Source organism: Polaromonas sp. P3_A5 (genome assembly GCF_056403055.1).
In genome coordinates, this window is the sequence record NZ_JBFUGF010000001.1 from 452,145 (window position 1) to 466,473 (window position 14,329).

General features: G+C 62.7%; 12 protein-coding genes. 7 read left to right on the top strand and 5 right to left on the bottom strand.

Annotated features, from left to right (window positions below; all coding sequences use genetic code 11):
• Positions 1 to 10 precede the first annotated feature (10 nt).
• Together AC1DU8_RS02195 and AC1DU8_RS02200 are read left to right on the top strand one after the other, a co-directional pair.
• Positions 11 to 1,162, top strand: coding sequence for an ABC transporter substrate-binding protein (locus tag AC1DU8_RS02195; RefSeq protein ID WP_457281256.1), 1,152 nt, complete (start codon positions 11 to 13; stop codon positions 1,160 to 1,162).
• A gap of 174 nt (positions 1,163 to 1,336) precedes the next feature.
• The gene (locus AC1DU8_RS02200; RefSeq protein ID WP_457281255.1) at positions 1,337 to 2,467 is read left to right on the top strand and encodes an ABC transporter substrate-binding protein; all 1,131 of its coding nucleotides are present in this window, start codon (positions 1,337 to 1,339) and stop codon (positions 2,465 to 2,467) included.
• A 126-nt stretch (positions 2,468 to 2,593) separates the two neighbouring features.
• Here the strand turns inward: AC1DU8_RS02200 and argE are convergent, their stop codons facing one another.
• A complete protein-coding gene (gene argE / locus AC1DU8_RS02205) occupies positions 2,594 to 3,748 on the bottom strand; it encodes an acetylornithine deacetylase (protein ID WP_457281254.1) in 1,155 nt (384 codons plus the stop codon).
• A 162-nt stretch (positions 3,749 to 3,910) separates the two neighbouring features.
• On the opposite strand from argE, the gene AC1DU8_RS02210 reads away from it, so the two are divergent.
• From AC1DU8_RS02210 to AC1DU8_RS02225, 4 genes are all read left to right on the top strand, one after another.
• Positions 3,911 to 4,789: a decaprenyl-phosphate phosphoribosyltransferase gene (locus tag AC1DU8_RS02210; protein WP_477666531.1), complete on the top strand. Its 879-nt coding sequence runs from the start codon at positions 3,911 to 3,913 to the stop codon at positions 4,787 to 4,789.
• Complete coding sequence (locus tag AC1DU8_RS02215) at positions 4,786 to 5,736, top strand: lysylphosphatidylglycerol synthase transmembrane domain-containing protein (protein WP_477666532.1); 951 nt, start codon at positions 4,786 to 4,788, stop codon at positions 5,734 to 5,736. The genes AC1DU8_RS02210 and AC1DU8_RS02215 overlap by 4 nt, the downstream gene beginning before the upstream one ends.
• Positions 5,737 to 5,810: 74 nt before the next feature.
• On the top strand, positions 5,811 to 7,349 hold the full coding sequence (locus tag AC1DU8_RS02220) for an ArnT family glycosyltransferase (RefSeq protein ID WP_457281251.1): 1,539 nt from the start codon (positions 5,811 to 5,813) through the stop codon (positions 7,347 to 7,349).
• Positions 7,337 to 8,023 (top strand): HAD-IB family hydrolase, encoded by a 687-nt coding sequence (locus AC1DU8_RS02225; protein ID WP_477726388.1) that lies wholly within the window; start codon positions 7,337 to 7,339, stop codon positions 8,021 to 8,023. Before AC1DU8_RS02220 ends, AC1DU8_RS02225 begins: the two co-directional genes overlap by 13 nt.
• 339 nt (positions 8,024 to 8,362) lie before the next feature.
• Here AC1DU8_RS02225 and AC1DU8_RS02230 read toward each other — a convergent pair whose 3' ends face one another.
• The 4 genes from AC1DU8_RS02230 to AC1DU8_RS02245 all read right to left on the bottom strand — a co-directional run bounded on the left by AC1DU8_RS02230 (position 8,363) and on the right by AC1DU8_RS02245 (position 12,002).
• Positions 8,363 to 9,136: a tetratricopeptide repeat protein gene (locus tag AC1DU8_RS02230; RefSeq protein WP_477666535.1), complete on the bottom strand. Its 774-nt coding sequence runs from the start codon at positions 9,134 to 9,136 to the stop codon at positions 8,363 to 8,365.
• Between the two features lie 59 nt (positions 9,137 to 9,195).
• Entirely contained in the window at positions 9,196 to 9,855 is a 660-nt protein-coding gene (locus AC1DU8_RS02235) for a TetR/AcrR family transcriptional regulator (RefSeq protein WP_477666536.1), read from the bottom strand.
• 133 nt (positions 9,856 to 9,988) lie between these two features.
• Positions 9,989 to 11,260, bottom strand: a complete 1,272-nt coding sequence (locus AC1DU8_RS02240) for a patatin-like phospholipase family protein (protein ID WP_477726389.1) — start codon at positions 11,258 to 11,260, stop codon at positions 9,989 to 9,991.
• A 238-nt stretch (positions 11,261 to 11,498) separates the two neighbouring features.
• Complete coding sequence (locus AC1DU8_RS02245; protein ID WP_477726390.1) at positions 11,499 to 12,002, bottom strand: phasin family protein; 504 nt, start codon at positions 12,000 to 12,002, stop codon at positions 11,499 to 11,501.
• Between the two features lie 249 nt (positions 12,003 to 12,251).
• Here AC1DU8_RS02245 and AC1DU8_RS02250 point away from each other — a divergent pair, with 249 nt between their 5' ends.
• The gene (locus AC1DU8_RS02250) at positions 12,252 to 14,237 is read left to right on the top strand and encodes an SDR family oxidoreductase (RefSeq protein WP_457281246.1); all 1,986 of its coding nucleotides are present in this window, start codon (positions 12,252 to 12,254) and stop codon (positions 14,235 to 14,237) included.
• Positions 14,238 to 14,329: the final 92 nt, after the last annotated feature.

Here is a 14,329-nt window from a genome sequence, read left to right on the forward strand (position 1 = left end):
AGGAGACAACATGACAACAAAAACAGGAATGCAGTCATTCCGCGCGCTGGTCAGGATCACCATGGTAGCGGCACTGGTCGCCCTGATGGCGCCGTGGGTGTATGCCGAGGACGGCATCAGCAAAACCGCTGTAACGCTGGGGCAGTCACTGGCCATGACGGGGCCCGGCAGCACACTGGCTGTGCCGTTTGCCCAAGGCGCGCGCCTTTACTTCGACCACGTCAATGCCGGCGGTGGCGTCAACGGCCGCAAGATCGAACTGACGACGCTGGACGATGCGGGCAACCCCGATACCGCCGCGGCCAACACCCGCAAGCTGCTGGATCAGAAGGTGTTTTCGCTCTTCGGCTACTACGGCTCGCCACAGGTCACGGCCGTCAACCCGCTGCTGAAAGACACCGACATTTTGCTGTTCGCCCCCATGGCCGGCGCCGACGAACTGCGCGGCTCGCTCTATCCCAACGTGTATTCGGTCCGGCCCGGTTATTCGGAAGAAGCTGCCATGATCACGCGGCACGCCGAAACCCTGGGCATGCGCAAGCTGGCCATACTGCACGGCAAGGATGCCGAATCGCTGGCGGCACTGGATTCAGCCGAGCGCACCATGGGCGGGCTGGGCGCCAACCTGGTGGCCAAGTCGGCCCTCTCGGGCGGCAGTGTGGCCGCGAGCGTTGAACAGATTCTGGGCAAGAAGCCTGAATCCGTACTGGTCATCAGCGACGCTGCCGGCGCCGCCAGCGCGATACGCGATTTGCGCGCCAAGGGATTTCGCGGGCCCATCTACGGCTTTTCCAGCACTGGCGAAAGCCTGTTGGCCGAGCAGCTGGGTGCGGCCGGTGCCGGTGTGGTGGTGGTGCGCGTCACACCCAAGTCGGACAACGCCAAGAGCGTCCTGGTCCGTGAACTGCAGGCCGACGCTACAGCGGCCAAACTGGGCAAACCCAATGTGTACATGCTCGAAGGCTACATCGCTGCCTGGACGTATGTCGAAGCCCTGCGCAAGGCCGGAAAGGACCCGACCCGCGTCAAACTGCGCAAGGCACTGGACACCATGCAGGAGTTGAACCTGGGCGGTTTTCGGGTGCACTTTGACGGGGACCGCGTGGGCTCCAAACTGGTGGAACTCAGCCTGATCGATGCCACCGGACGGGTGCGGGAATAGGAAGAGTGAGATAGCGGAAATTGGCGAGTGTTGTGGGTTGGATGATGCAAAAGGTGACAAATTACCGGCTGTTGCGTTGCTGGCTTCCGCTAAAGTAGTGACCTATCTCACGTATTTGTAACTTAGTTTTTACAAATCAAACCGTTTGTAAATTTTTGTTGCGAAGATAGCGTCATGAACATTACTCGCAGAACCTTTTCCACCGCTGCCGGCGCTTCCGTGCTCGCGGGTTTCAACATCGCGCATGCCCAGACCGACAAGATCATCCTGGGCCAGTCAGCGCCTTTCACCGGCCCGGCTGCGCAGTTGGGCATCCAGTTCTACCAGGGCGCGAAGGTGTACTTCGACCAGGTCAACGAACAGGGCGGCGTCAACAAGCGCCTGATTGAAATCCGCAACCTCGACGACGGCTATGAACCTGCTCGCTGCGCCGAAAACACCCGCAAGCTGATCGAGGATGAGGTGTTTGCATTGTTTGGCTACATCGGCACCCCCACCAGCATCGCTGCTCTGCCGCTGGCCATCAAGGACAAGGTTCCGTTCATCGCGCCGTTCACCGGTGCCATGGCTTTGCGTGAACCTTTCAACAAAAATGTCTTCCATGTGCGCGCGTCCTACAACGACGAAACCGGCCTTATCGTCAAACAGCTGACTGCCCTGGGGCTGAAGAAAATCGCCGTGTTCTACCAGAACGATGCCTACGGCAAGGCCGGGCTGGACGGCGTCACGCTGGCTCTGGGTGCTCAGAACCTGAAGCCGGTGGCGCAGGCGACGGTCGAGCGCAACACGGTGGACGTGGCCAAGGCCGTCACCACGCTGGTGGCCGCGGGCCCCGATGCGGTGGTGCAGATCGGTGCTTACAAGGCCTGCGCAGCTTTCATCCGCGAAGCCCGCAAGGCCGGCTACGGCGGCACGTTCTACAACGTGTCGTTTGTCGGCACGCAGGCGCTGGCCGACGAGCTGGGCAAGGAAGGCGCAGGCGTGGTGGTGTCGCAGGTCATGCCTTCGCCCTACAACGGAGCGCGGCCGATTGTGCGCGAGTTTACCGATGCGGTGAAGGCGGCCGGCAAGGACGCGAAGGTCAATTTCTCCAGCATGGAAGGCTATGTGGCTGCCAGGATTCTGGTGGACGGCCTCAAGCGCGGCGGCCCCAAGATGAGCCGTGATTCGCTGATTTCCGGCCTGGAAGCCATCGGCACCCAGTCGCTCGGCGGGTTTTCCGTGACGTTCTCGCCGACCGACCATGTGGCGTCCCACTTCGTGGAGCTGTCGATGCTGACGGGCGACGGCCGAATCAGGACCTGAAGTACTGACTCCCCCCCGAAGCGGCCTGCGGCCGCCTCCCCCTCAAGGGGGCGCCACTAGTGGCCCGGCAAAGCCGGTTCCACGGTGGCCCGCGCGAAAACCCGCCCACTAGCGAAGTCCGTTCGATCAGGCAATTTGGCGCGTAGCGACCAACCCGCGCATGAAATCCTCGCAGCGCGCGAGCTGTTCCAGGCTCACAAACTCGTCGGGCTGGTGCGCCTGGTTGATGCTGCCGGGCCCGCACACTACCGTGGGAATGCCGGCGTTTTTGAACAGGCCTGCTTCGGTGCCGAAAGCGACCAGCGTGGTCTCTCGTGTGCCGGCCAGGCGCTGCGCCAGTTGGGTCACCGCATCGCCGGCGGAGCCGAGAAAGGCCGGTACTTCACAAATCGTCTCAAAGCTGAAACCGGCGTCGGGCGCTATCTTTTTCATAGCTGGTTGCGCAAGTTCCGCATAGGCTACAAGCTCTTTTTGCATTAAAACTGCATCCGCCGTAGGCAGGTTGCGGAATTCGTAGCGGAACTCCGCGTCGCGCGGCACCACGTTGTCGGCAATGCCGCCGTGGAACTGGCCGACGCTGGCGGTGCTGAAGGGCACATCGAAGCCTTCATAGCGCGGCTCGTTCGCTTCAAAGCCGTCGGCCATGTCGCGCAGCTTGCCGACGACACGCGCCGCCATCTCGATGGCGTTGACGGATTGCGGCGTGAGCGAGGAGTGCGCCTCCTTGCCGCGCACGCAGCATTTGTAGCGGTACACGCCCTTGTGCGCGGTGGCCGGCACCATGCTCGTCGGTTCGCCCACGATGCAGGCGAGCGGCTTGATGCCCGCGTCCTTCATGTCGGCAATCAGTTCCTTCACGCCCATGCAGCCGACTTCCTCGTCGTAGCTCAGCGCCAGGTGCACCGCAAAAGGCGCCTGGCTGTTCAAAAAATCTCCGGCGTGGGCCAGTGCCAGGCCAATAAAGCCCTTCATGTCGCAGCTGCCACGGCCATACAGCCTGCCATCGCTGACCGTGGCCGACAGCGGGTCCAGCGTCCAGTCCTGGTTGTCCCAGGGCACCGTGTCGGTGTGGCCTGACAGGATGATGCCGGCCGGTTTGCCTTCGCCCAGCGTGGCAAACAGGTTGGCCTTGGTTTTGTCTGCATTGGTGGTGATGCGGCTGGCAACGCCGAGCTTTTGCAGCTCGTCGCGCACGAAATGAATCAGCGCCAGGTTGCTGTTGTCGCTGACCGTGTTCATGCGGACCAGGGTCTGGACCAGTTGCAGGGCGCGGGGGGACACGGGAGGAAGCGAAGGGGATGGGATCAAGGTGGGGCCCGGGAAGATGGAGGAGGAAGGCGCGGAATCCATCGCCTATTTTGGCCGCATTCCCGGATATCTGGAGCCGGTCCTGTCAGGTATGCTTCAACGTCGCTTTCCTCCGGGGCGTTTTTGCCCATCCTGATGTCTTCCTTGTCCCCTTCTTCGTCCTCTTCCCCGCTTGCGCTGATACGGCTCATGCGGCCGCACCAGTGGCTCAAAAACGCCTTTGTGTTTGCCGGCCTGGTGTTCAGCCAGAACTGGCAGGACACCGCGCTGGACCTGCGCGTCTTCTACGCCTTTGCGGCGTTCTGCTGCCTCTCAAGCATGGTCTACATCATCAACGACTGGCATGACCGCGCGAGCGACGCCCTGCACCCCACCAAGCGCCACCGGCCGCTGGCCAGCGGCGCAGTGGCTGCCCCGGTGGCGCTGGTGCTGGCGGTCCTGTTGCTGATGGCGGGCCTGCTGCTGGCCGCGGGCAACCGCACGCTGCTGGTGCTGCTGGGCCTGTACACGGTGCTGAACCTGGCGTATTCGTGGCGGCTCAAGCAGGTGCCGGTGGTCGATGTGTCCATCATTGCCTCGGGCTTCATGCTGCGCCTGCTTGCCGGCACCGTGGCGGTGGGGATTCCGCCTTCGCGCTGGCTGCTGCTCACCGGCATTTTTGTGGCCCTGTTCCTCGGTTTTTCCAAACGCAAGGCCGAAACTTTTCATGAAGAAGCCAGCCAGCGCGCCGTGCTGGCGCACTACCCGGCGGCCCTGCTCGACACCTTTATGGCCGCGACCATGACAGCCACGCTCACCACCTACAGCCTGTTTGCCACCAGCCCCGAGGCGCAGCTGCAGCATGGCGAGCGCCTGCTCTACACCGTGCCGGTGGTCATTTTCGGCATGCTGCGCTACACCTACCAGGTGCACCGCGGCCGCGGCGAAGACGTGGCGCGTGACATGCTGCGGGACCCGTGGATCCTGGCGGCCGGCGCGCTCTGGCTGGCCATTTTCCTGAGCCGCCGCCTGTGATTCCCGAGGGCGCTCCGCCGCCCGCGCGCGGTACCTTGCCGTTCAAGCAGCTGTTGCTGGTGCTCGGCGTGGTAGCCACGGCTTATGCGGCCGTGCTGCTGATCTGGGGTGACAGCCCCAGGGCCTCGCTCGCGTTGCTGTGGTCGTGGACGGGCGCCCAGGCAGCAGGCCTTTGCCTGCTCAACTATTTGCTGCGAGGCCTCCGTTGGCGGCTCTGGATGGCCCACTTCGGGCGCCATTTCGGCTGGCTGCAGGGGCTGAGGCTCTACCTGGCCGGTTATGCCTTCACGCCCACGCCGGGCAATGTGGGTGAAGCGGTGCGCGGCCTGATGCTGGCCCAGCGCCCGCTAGGCACCGCGCAAAGCCTGGCCATCTTCGGCGCCGAGCGGCTGGCCGATTTGCTGTGCCTGTTGCTGCTGTGTTTGCCCGCCGTGTGGTGGGGCCTGAACCATGGCGCGATGCCGGCATCACCCGCCTGGCTGGCCGGGCTGCTGGCTGCCGCAGCCCTGCTGCTGGCGTTGGTGCTGGGCCTGCTGTTCAAGCACCGCGCACGGCTGTTCCTGCGCTTTGCCTGGCTGCAGGAAGCCTGGTTGTGCCTGGCGGTGCGTCCGCTGCTCTGGTTTGGCCTGACGTTCGCGGCCTGGGCAGCCCAGGGCGTCGCGGTCTGGCTGGTATGCCGCGAGATGAATGTCCCCCTCGGCCTGCTGACGGCCACCGGGTTTTACGCGACCGCCATGGTGGCCGGTGCGCTGTCTGCCTTGCCGGCGGGCCTGGGCGGCACCGAAGCCGTGCTGACCGGCCTGCTGGTGGCACAGGGCGCCACACCGGCTGCAGCCCTTTCCATCACGGTGCTGGTGCGGCTGCTGACCCTGTGGCTGGCCGTCGCCATTGGCGTGGTGGCCTTGCTTTATAGTGCGGCCATCCGCAAGGAAATCAGTTTTCGCTAGCCCCTGCGGGCCTTCTTTCCTGGCCTTCCCCGCACCATGCAAAGCCGCCAGACCTACCCGTTCCCCTAGTTTTCATGCCCCAGAACCAAGACACCGCCGCTTTTCCCGTTTCGCTGAGCCGCTGGCTGCTGGCCGCCGGCCTTCTGTCACTGCTGCTGCGGTTCTGGATCGCCGTCACCTTTCCGGTCACCGGTGACGAGGCCTTTTTCTATTGGTGGGGGGTGTACCCCGCGTGGGGGTATTCAGACCACCCGCCCATGGTGGGTTGGCTGATCGCGCTGATGCGCGCCACGCTGGGCGACAGCCTCTGGTCGATACGCCTGCCCATCGTGCTGCTGCCGCTGGCTCTGGGCGGGGCGCTTTGGTGGGCCCTCAAGCCGGCGGGCAAGGTGCGCGCTGCCTGGGCCGTGCTGTTTTTCTGGCTGGCGCCGCTGAACTGGCTTAACGTCCTGATCACCACCGACACACCGCTGATTTTCTGGTCGGCACTGTCGGTGGCCGCGCTGATGCGCGCCGAGCGACGGGCGCAGCTGGACCGCGCCGCTTACGGCCTCTACGCCCTGTCGGGCCTTTTCCTGGGCTGTGCCTTTCTGTCGAAGTATTTCTCGGTGGTGCTTGGCTTCACCTACTTCGTTTACTTCGTGTTGTACCGGCGTGAGCGGCTCGCGGGTTTTGCGCTGCTGGTGCTGTGTGCCTTGCCCGGCCCGGCGATCAACATCACCTACAACATGTCGCACGGCTGGTCGAACATCATGTTCAACGTCTACAACCGCAATGAAGACGCGGTGTTCGAATGGCGCAAGCCGCTGACTTACATCGGCATGATGGTCTACCTGATCACGCCCGTGGCGGTGTGGATGGCTGTGCGCTACCGTGATGCGCTGATGGCCGCCGCACGGAACCAGCGCCTGCTGGCCTGCCTGGTGGTGGTGCCGCTGCTGTTTTTTGCGCTGCTGTCAGGCAAGAAGGTGATTGGCCTGCATTGGGTGCTGTCGTTTTACCCTTTTGGCTTCGCCTTTTTGGCGTTTGCCTTGCCGGCTGACAGGCTCAAGGCCTGCGCCAAGGGGCTGGCCGTGTTTGCCGGCCTGCATGTGCTGGCGGTGGCCGGGCTGTACATGACGTCGCTGGATACCTGGAAAACGACCAAGCTTTATCCGCAGATCATCCGCAGCTACAAGACCGCCGAAATGCTGCAGCAGGTCACCGTGCCCGGCGTGGTGCTGATGGGCGAGGCCTATACGCCCGCGTCGATTTTCGGTTTCGAACGCCGCGAATACATGCCGGTGTTCGGCGTCGGCAAGTTCCATGCGCGCCAGGACGACATGCTGGTCGACTTTTCGCTCTACCAGGGCAAGACGGTGCGTGTCATCGTTGCCGACAAGCCGAAACTGGAAGAGTTTGCGCCTTACTTCGAGTCGGTGCGTGTGCTCAGCTTCGAGCAGGACGGCGTGCCCTTCTACGCGGTTGAAGGCATGGGCTTTAAATACCAGGCCTACCGCGAAGGTGTGCTGGGCACGATTTTCAAGCGCTACTTCAACATCCCTTCGTGGCTGCCGATGACGGGCTGCCCGTTCTGCGTGCGCTACTGCGGGCAGGTGCGATGCACGAGGTGATCGCTGCCGGGGCCGGCCCTGTCGTTGCCGCCTTTGACTTCGACGGCACGCTGACCCGGCGCGACACCTTCATGCCCTTCCTGGCGCGCGGCCTGGGCTGGCCGCGGTTCCTGGGGGCCTTGCTCCGCTGTTTCCCCTGGCTGGCCGGTTATGCGCTGCGCCTGGTGCCCAACCACGTCGCCAAGGGCCGGCTGATGCAGGCCACGCTGGCCGGCCGCAGCCTGGCCGAGATGGAGGGCTGGACGGCCCGCTGGCTGGCCCACGATTTTCCCGGCCAGCTGCGTGAGGACGCCATGGCACGCCTGGCCTGGCACCGCGAGGCCGGGCATTGCTGCGTCATGGTCAGCGCGTCGCCCGACATCTACCTGCAGGTGGTGGCGCGGCAGCTGGGGTTTGACGCGCTGCTCTGCACGGAAATGGAAGTGGTGGGCGAGGGTGAGGACGGGCATCTCACCGGCCGCCTCACTGGTCGCATGAGCACCCCCAACTGCCATGGCGAGCAGAAGGTGCTGCGACTGCAGGCCTGGGCGCTGGCGCGCTATGGGGAAACAGCGCTGGACGGCGTCACCCTGTATGCCTACGGCGATACCTCCGGCGACAAGCCCATGCTGCGGCTGGCCCGGCATGCGTGGTACCGGGGCAAGCCTTGGGTGGATGCGGCACGGCCGGTGTGAGGGCTTGAGCCGGTCTGGCCCGGCGCCTGACGCAGGCCGGCCCACGTGGGCGCTATGGTTTTGATAGCTGCTTGCGCAAGACCCCTATGCCTTTCAGCCCTGTTTGGCACTCAAAAGATGCCTCAAAACCTGCTTTGCGATGCTGAAAATCGCCAAAACCGGCTCCAAAGCACCAGTTTGAAGGCCACTTCGACCTGTTTTTGAGCATCAATTTGGCCTCCAGCCCAATATTGACTTGCGCAAGTAGCTATCAAAACCATAGCAAAAAACAGGCAGGGCCCGTGCGCCTTGCGACGCGCGAGCCCTGCCGGGAGTGTTGAGTAAGGCTTCGCTGCCGGCTCAGTCTTCGAGTTCGGCCTTGGCCATCTCCACGTCCAGCCGTTCAGTGGCGTCCAGCGGTTTGCTGGCTGCGGCCTGCTCGTACAGCTTGGTGGCTTCCTTCATTCTCTTGTCGCCTTCCAGCATGACCAGGCCATTGGCGTATTCGATCATGCCGATGGCCGAGCCCGGGTGCAGCTTGAGCGCGTCCTTGTAGAGCGCCAGGCCGATGTCTTTTTTGGCGCCATAGGTCATGCCGCCGATCAGCGAGCCCACCTTGTCGATCACCTCGGCATGGAAGGCCGCCAGTGCAATGTGCGCGTCTGCGTGCTTGGGCGACAGCTTGATGGCTTGCTCCAGCGAATTCTTCACCTTGGTCCCGAGGCCTTGGGCCAGCGCCTTGGCCACGCTGATGCCCTGGCTGTAGCGGCCCAGCGCGTAGGCCTGCCAGTACCACGCGTTGGCGTTCTTCGGGTCAGCTTTTTGCTGGGCTTCGGCGCGTGCGGCCACTTCCATGAACATGTCCAGCTTGGCTTTTTCCTTGGTTTCCAGGTAGGTGGCGTACATGCTGGTGGCCTTGTTGGCCACGGTGATGCCGTCGCCGCCGGCCTTGGCGCCGGCTTCAGCCGCTTTCTGGAAGTCGCCGTTATGAAACAGCACCCAGGCCTGCAATACATCGGCATCCTTGGGCAGGGGCTCACAGTCGCCCTGGTGCAGTCGGGCCCAGCTCTTCTTCAGGCTGGCAGCATCAAATGTGTAGTCGCCGGCGTGGGGAAAGGCAGTCCATTTGGCCATGTGTGTTGTCTCCTTGGTAAAAATTGTTGGTGTTATGAATGACGGCAGTTTGACGGAATTCAAGCCGGGTTGCTGTAAGCCCCGACCAGCGCCTGCAGATGCGCGCGCTGGCCTTGCTCAAGATAGGGAATCAGCAGGTTGAGCACGTGGTGCGCACCGCGCAGCAGGGCGGCCTGTGCGTTGGCAGGTTCCAGCGCGTTGCGTGGGTCGCGCACGTACTCAAAGCTCAGCCAGTAAGTGAGCACCACCACCATGCTGGTGGCCGTGGCCTCGACCTCGCGCGAATCAATCGTCACGGCGCCTGAGCGGCTCATGCCGTCCAGCAGGGCTTTCACGGCGCGGGTCTTGTTTTTGAGCACCCACTGGAAGTGGGTTTCGAGGCGGCGGTTCTTGCTCAGCAGGTCATTGAGGTCGCGGTACAAAAAGCGGTACTGCCAGATCAGCTCGAACAGCGTATGCATGAAAAACCAGGCGTCTTCCACGTCGCGAACGCCGTCGCTGGCATTGAGCAGCTCGCTCAGGGATTTTTCGTAGCGGTCAAACAGCGAGTTGATGAGCTCGTCTTTGGCGGGGTAGTGGTAGTACAGGTTGCCTGGGCTGATGCTGAGCTCGGCGGAGATCAGCGTGGTCGACACATTGGGCTCGCCAAAGCGGTTGAACAGGTCCAGGGTGACCTCCAGGATCCGCTCTGCTGTACGGCGCGGCGCTTTTTTCGCCATAAGTTGTCTACCTCGTGTTGTTCTTTACTCTAACCCAGCGTTTCCCCGGGCGACACTAGGGAAGTCCATCAATCCGCACGGCGGTTTGCAACAGGGTGAACGGCATGGCATGCACCTTTGGCAAACCTTTGGGTTAAGCCCCGGCTGACGCGGGCAGCTTGCGTGCAGCGGGCCGCAGCGCGTGGCTCAAATCTTCCATCACATCTTCGAGCGAGGCAATGGCGCGGCCCACACGGGTGGCGGCAGGTCTTTCAGCCACCAGGTGGCGCCTGGGGTCTTCCAGAACGTCCAGGTTCAGCGACACGCCGTGCCGCGCCAGCGTGGCAGACAGCGTGGTCTTGCGCGAGCGCAGCATTTGACGGGTGTTCTGGTAGGCGTGTTCGGCCAGCTCGCGGCGCTGCCGGTAACTGAAGGTATTGGCCAGGAACATCTCGGTGTCGCGGGCGTCGGGTTCCATCAGCACGATGTCAGTGCCGGGATAGGCGTGCGCGTAGTGCTTCATGCCGAGCTCCAGCCGCGAGTGGATCATCGAGCGGAAGGTCTGGCTCATCACGGCGGGCAGGCCGCCGTGCACGATGCGCGGAATGGCCTGCTTTTCAGCCGGCAGGCCGCGGCGCATGACGCGCTGGTTCATGGCCAGTGCGGGTGCGCGGGTGGCGTTGAAGGGCACCAGCGGGTTCAGGCAAAACATCAGGTCAACGCCGTCGTCCAGTGCCACGCCGGCGTGCATGGTCTTTTTCAGCGCGCCGTCCACGTAGTAGTGGCTGTCGATCTCCACCGGCGGAAACAGGCCCGGCAGGGCCGAGCTGGCCTGCACGGCTTTGGAAATGGGCACGTGGTCCCAGCCGGGGCGGCCGAAGGGCGCGGCGTCCCCGCTGTCAAGATTCGTCGCGACCAGTGTCAGCCGTGTGCGGAGCTGGCGAAAGTCGTTGGTGCGGCCGGGTTTGGAAAACAATGCGGTCAGGCGCGTGTCGATTTCGTCATTGGAGAAAACGCCGGTGGGCAAGGCCGGGCCCAGCGCCTCCAGCGCATTGACCAGTGACTTGCGCCCGAAGGTGGCGCGCCAGGCCGCCGACGCCAGCAGGCCGGGCAGCATGATGCCGCGCCGCAAAAATTCGCCATAGGCCGGCACCATGAGCCAGGCCGGGTCAAACACCTCCGACGCCTGGTCGCCGTTTTCAATGAAGGCGGCACACAGTTCGCGCGGCGTCATGCCGTTGGCAAGGCCCGCCGCGATAAAACCGCCGGCTGACACGCCGACATAGTGGTCCAGTTCGGTGAATGAAAGCCCCTGCAGGGATTCGTCGAGCGCGCACAGCGCACCGATTTCGTAGATGGCGCCCAACGGGCCGCCGCCAGAGAGTGCCAAAGCAATGCGCGACCGGGCGGCGCACCGTTTCGTCATCTTTGCCGGGTCGGCTGGCTGCGTAGCAGCTAGATGACCACCGCCCGACAACGCAAGGGCGATGCGCGGTTTTGCAGGGCGTTTATTTTTTGCGGGCTTCGCTTGGGTCATGGCTGGAAAGTGTAGACGGCGGCCCTGGAACTATTTGCTGCTTTGCAGCAAAGTCAGGGCGCTGGGTGATTGCGCGCAGGCGTAAAAAAAGGGACGGCATGTCCCTTTTCTTGTGAGGCCGCCGTGCTTAAGCCGATTTGCGTGCGGCTGGGCGTTTGGCCGCGGGGCGGGCCGCCTTTTTTGCTGCGGGTTTTCCCGCTGCGGTTTTGGCTGCTGGCTTGCCGCCCATTTTTTGCACATTGCGGTTGAGCTCGTCAATGCGTGCGATCAGGGCGTCCACGTCTTTGGCCGAAGGCACGCCGAGTTTGTTCAGGGCCTTGGCCACGCGGTCTTCAAAGATATTTTCCAGCTTGTCCCACTGGTGGCCGGCCTTGGACTGGATGTCGGTGGCCATGCTGGCCATCTTGTTGGTGGCTTCAGAAATTTTGCCTTCAGCCACGGCCTGGGTCTTGCGCTGGATGGACAGGCCTTCCTTGACCAGGGTCTCAAACACTTTGCCGCCTTCTTCCTGCGCCTTCGAGAATGCGCCCAGGCCCGCCAGCCAGATTTGCTGGGCGGATTCCTTGACGGCACCGGACAGCTGTGGACCGGACTTCTTGTCAGCGCTCATTTTTTGCAGTTTCTTGACCATGGTTTACTCCAGACAGTTTGTGGTTATGGAACTTCGCGGGCAGTATGCCGCACGCATGGGGAAAATATAAGCCCTCCTCGCGGCGGCGTTTAGGTGCGGCGTTCTAGAACCGTGAACAGGTTCTAGGCATGCGGCTCTACGGAAAAGCACGTGTAGTCAGGCTGAGCGCGGGTTTCTGCTGAATAGAGAGTCCTGCCGTTTAAGCAAGAATCACTTTTTGACTTGGCCGTTCAGCGGAGGAAACACAAAATGCATTATTTCGTTACAGGGGCCACAGGCTTCATTGGCAAGCGCCTGGTAAAAAAACTTCTGGAACGAAAAGGAACGACCGTTCATTTCCTGATCCGCAAGGAAAGCGCCGGCAAAGTGGCGGCGCTGCGCGAGTATTGGGGCGTGCCTGCTGCCCGTGCGGTGGCCGTGCACGGCGACCTGACCAGCAAAAAGCTCGGTGTCAGCAGTGAAGACATCAAAAAACTCAAGGGCGAGATCGGGCATTTTTACCATCTCGCCGCCGTGTATGACCTGAGCGCCGACGAGGAAAGCCAGGTGGCCGTCAACATTGACGGCACCCGCAACACGGTGGAGTTTGCCAAGGCGATTGACGCCGGCCACTTTCACCATGTGAGCTCCATCGCCGCTGCCGGCCTCTATGAAGGCGTGTTCCGCGAGGACATGTTCGAAGAGGCCGAAAACTACGAACACCCGTATTTCATGACCAAGCACGAGAGCGAAAAAATCGTGCGCAAGGAATGCAAGGTTCCGTGGACGGTGTTTCGCCCCGCCATGGTGGTCGGCGACAGCACCACCGGCGAAATGGACAAGATCGACGGGCCTTATTACTTCTTCAAGCTGATCCAGCGCATGCGGCAGCTGCTGCCGCCCTGGATGCCGGCGGTGGGGCTGGAAGGCGGGCGGGTCAATATCGTTCCGGTCGACTTTGTTGTCGATGCGCTGGACCACCTCAGCCACAAAACCGGCATTGCCAAAAAATGCTTTCACCTGGTGGACCCGGTGGGTTACCGCGTCGGTGATGTGCTGGACATCTTCAGCCGCGCGGCCCATGCGCCCAAGATGAACCTGTTCGTGAATGCCGCCCTGCTGGGCTTCATTCCGCGCGGCGTCAAAAAGAGCCTGATGGCACTTGCGCCGGTGCGCCGCGTACGCAATGCGGTGCTGGCCGACCTGGGCCTGCCGGAAGACATGCTGACGTTTGTCAACTACCCGACCCGCTTTGACTGCCGCGACACCATGGCTGCGCTCAAGGGTTCGAACATCGAATGTCCCAACCTGAAAGACTACGCCTGGCGCCTCTGGGATTACTGGGAACGCCACCTGGATCCAGACCTGCATATCGACCGGTCGCTGCGCGGCACCGTCAATGGCAAGGTGGTGCTGGTCACCGGTGGTTCATCCGGCATCGGTCTGGCGGCGGCGCACAAGTTTGCCGATGCGGGTGCCATCACCATCATCTGCGGGCGCGACCAGGACAAGCTCGACGAAGCCTGCAAGGAAGCCAAGGCCAAGGGCTATAACTTCGTGGCTTACCCGGCCGACATCGCCGACATGGTGGATTGCGACCGTTTCATCAAGGAACTGATCGCCAACCATGGCGGCGTGGACTTCCTCATCAACAACGCGGGCCGCTCCATCCGCCGCGCCATTGAGGCCAGCTACGACCGTTTTCACGATTACGAGCGCACCATGCAGCTCAATTACTTTGGCTGCCTGCGCGTGACCATGGGGCTGTTGCCCGGCATGGCGGCCAAGCGCAAGGGCCATGTGGTCAACATCAGCTCCATCGGCGTGCTGACCAATGCGCCGCGCTTTTCGGCCTATGTAGCCTCCAAGGCCGCGCTGGACGCCTGGACGCGCTGCGCATCCAGTGAATTTGCCGACGTCGGCATCAGCTTTACCACCATCAACATGCCGCTGGTTCGCACGCCGATGATTGCGCCGACCAACCTGTACAACAACGTGCCCACGCTCTCCCCTGAAGAGGCCGCCGACATGATTGCGCAGGCCTGCATCTTCAAGCCGGTTCGCGTGGCCACCCGCCTGGGCATCACCGGTCAGCTCATGCATGCGCTGGTGCCACGCATCGCCCAGATCGCCATGAACACCAGCTTCCGTATGTTCCCCGACTCATCGGCTGCCAAGGGCGACAAGAGCGCTAAACCGACGCTGTCGGCCGAAGCGGTGGCGATGCAGCAGATGATGCGCGGGATTCATTTCTGAGCATGTTTCAGGCTTGAAGCCAAACGGGCCTGGTTTTCCAGGCCCGTTTTTCGTTGGGCGGCGGCCACGGCTGGGGGATAATTCGTTTCCAG

Bases quoted from the DNA above. Each gene is read 5' to 3' on its own strand.
- AC1DU8_RS02240 (WP_477726389.1), bottom strand. From the start codon at position 11,260: ATGACGAAACGGTGCGCCGCCCGGTCGCGCATTGCTTTGGCACTCTCT.
- AC1DU8_RS02225 (WP_477726388.1), top strand. From the start codon at position 7,337: ATGCACGAGGTGATCGCTGCCGGGGCCGGCCCTGTCGTTGCCGCCTTT.
- AC1DU8_RS02220 (WP_457281251.1), top strand. From the start codon at position 5,811: ATGCCCCAGAACCAAGACACCGCCGCTTTTCCCGTTTCGCTGAGCCGC.
- AC1DU8_RS02245 (WP_477726390.1), bottom strand. From the start codon at position 12,002: ATGGTCAAGAAACTGCAAAAAATGAGCGCTGACAAGAAGTCCGGTCCA.
- AC1DU8_RS02230 (WP_477666535.1), bottom strand. From the start codon at position 9,136: ATGGCCAAATGGACTGCCTTTCCCCACGCCGGCGACTACACATTTGAT.
- AC1DU8_RS02195 (WP_457281256.1), top strand. From the start codon at position 11: ATGACAACAAAAACAGGAATGCAGTCATTCCGCGCGCTGGTCAGGATC.
- AC1DU8_RS02250 (WP_457281246.1), top strand. From the start codon at position 12,252: ATGCATTATTTCGTTACAGGGGCCACAGGCTTCATTGGCAAGCGCCTG.
- AC1DU8_RS02210 (WP_477666531.1), top strand. From the start codon at position 3,911: ATGTCTTCCTTGTCCCCTTCTTCGTCCTCTTCCCCGCTTGCGCTGATA.
- AC1DU8_RS02235 (WP_477666536.1), bottom strand. From the start codon at position 9,855: ATGGCGAAAAAAGCGCCGCGCCGTACAGCAGAGCGGATCCTGGAGGTC.
- AC1DU8_RS02200 (WP_457281255.1), top strand. From the start codon at position 1,337: ATGAACATTACTCGCAGAACCTTTTCCACCGCTGCCGGCGCTTCCGTG.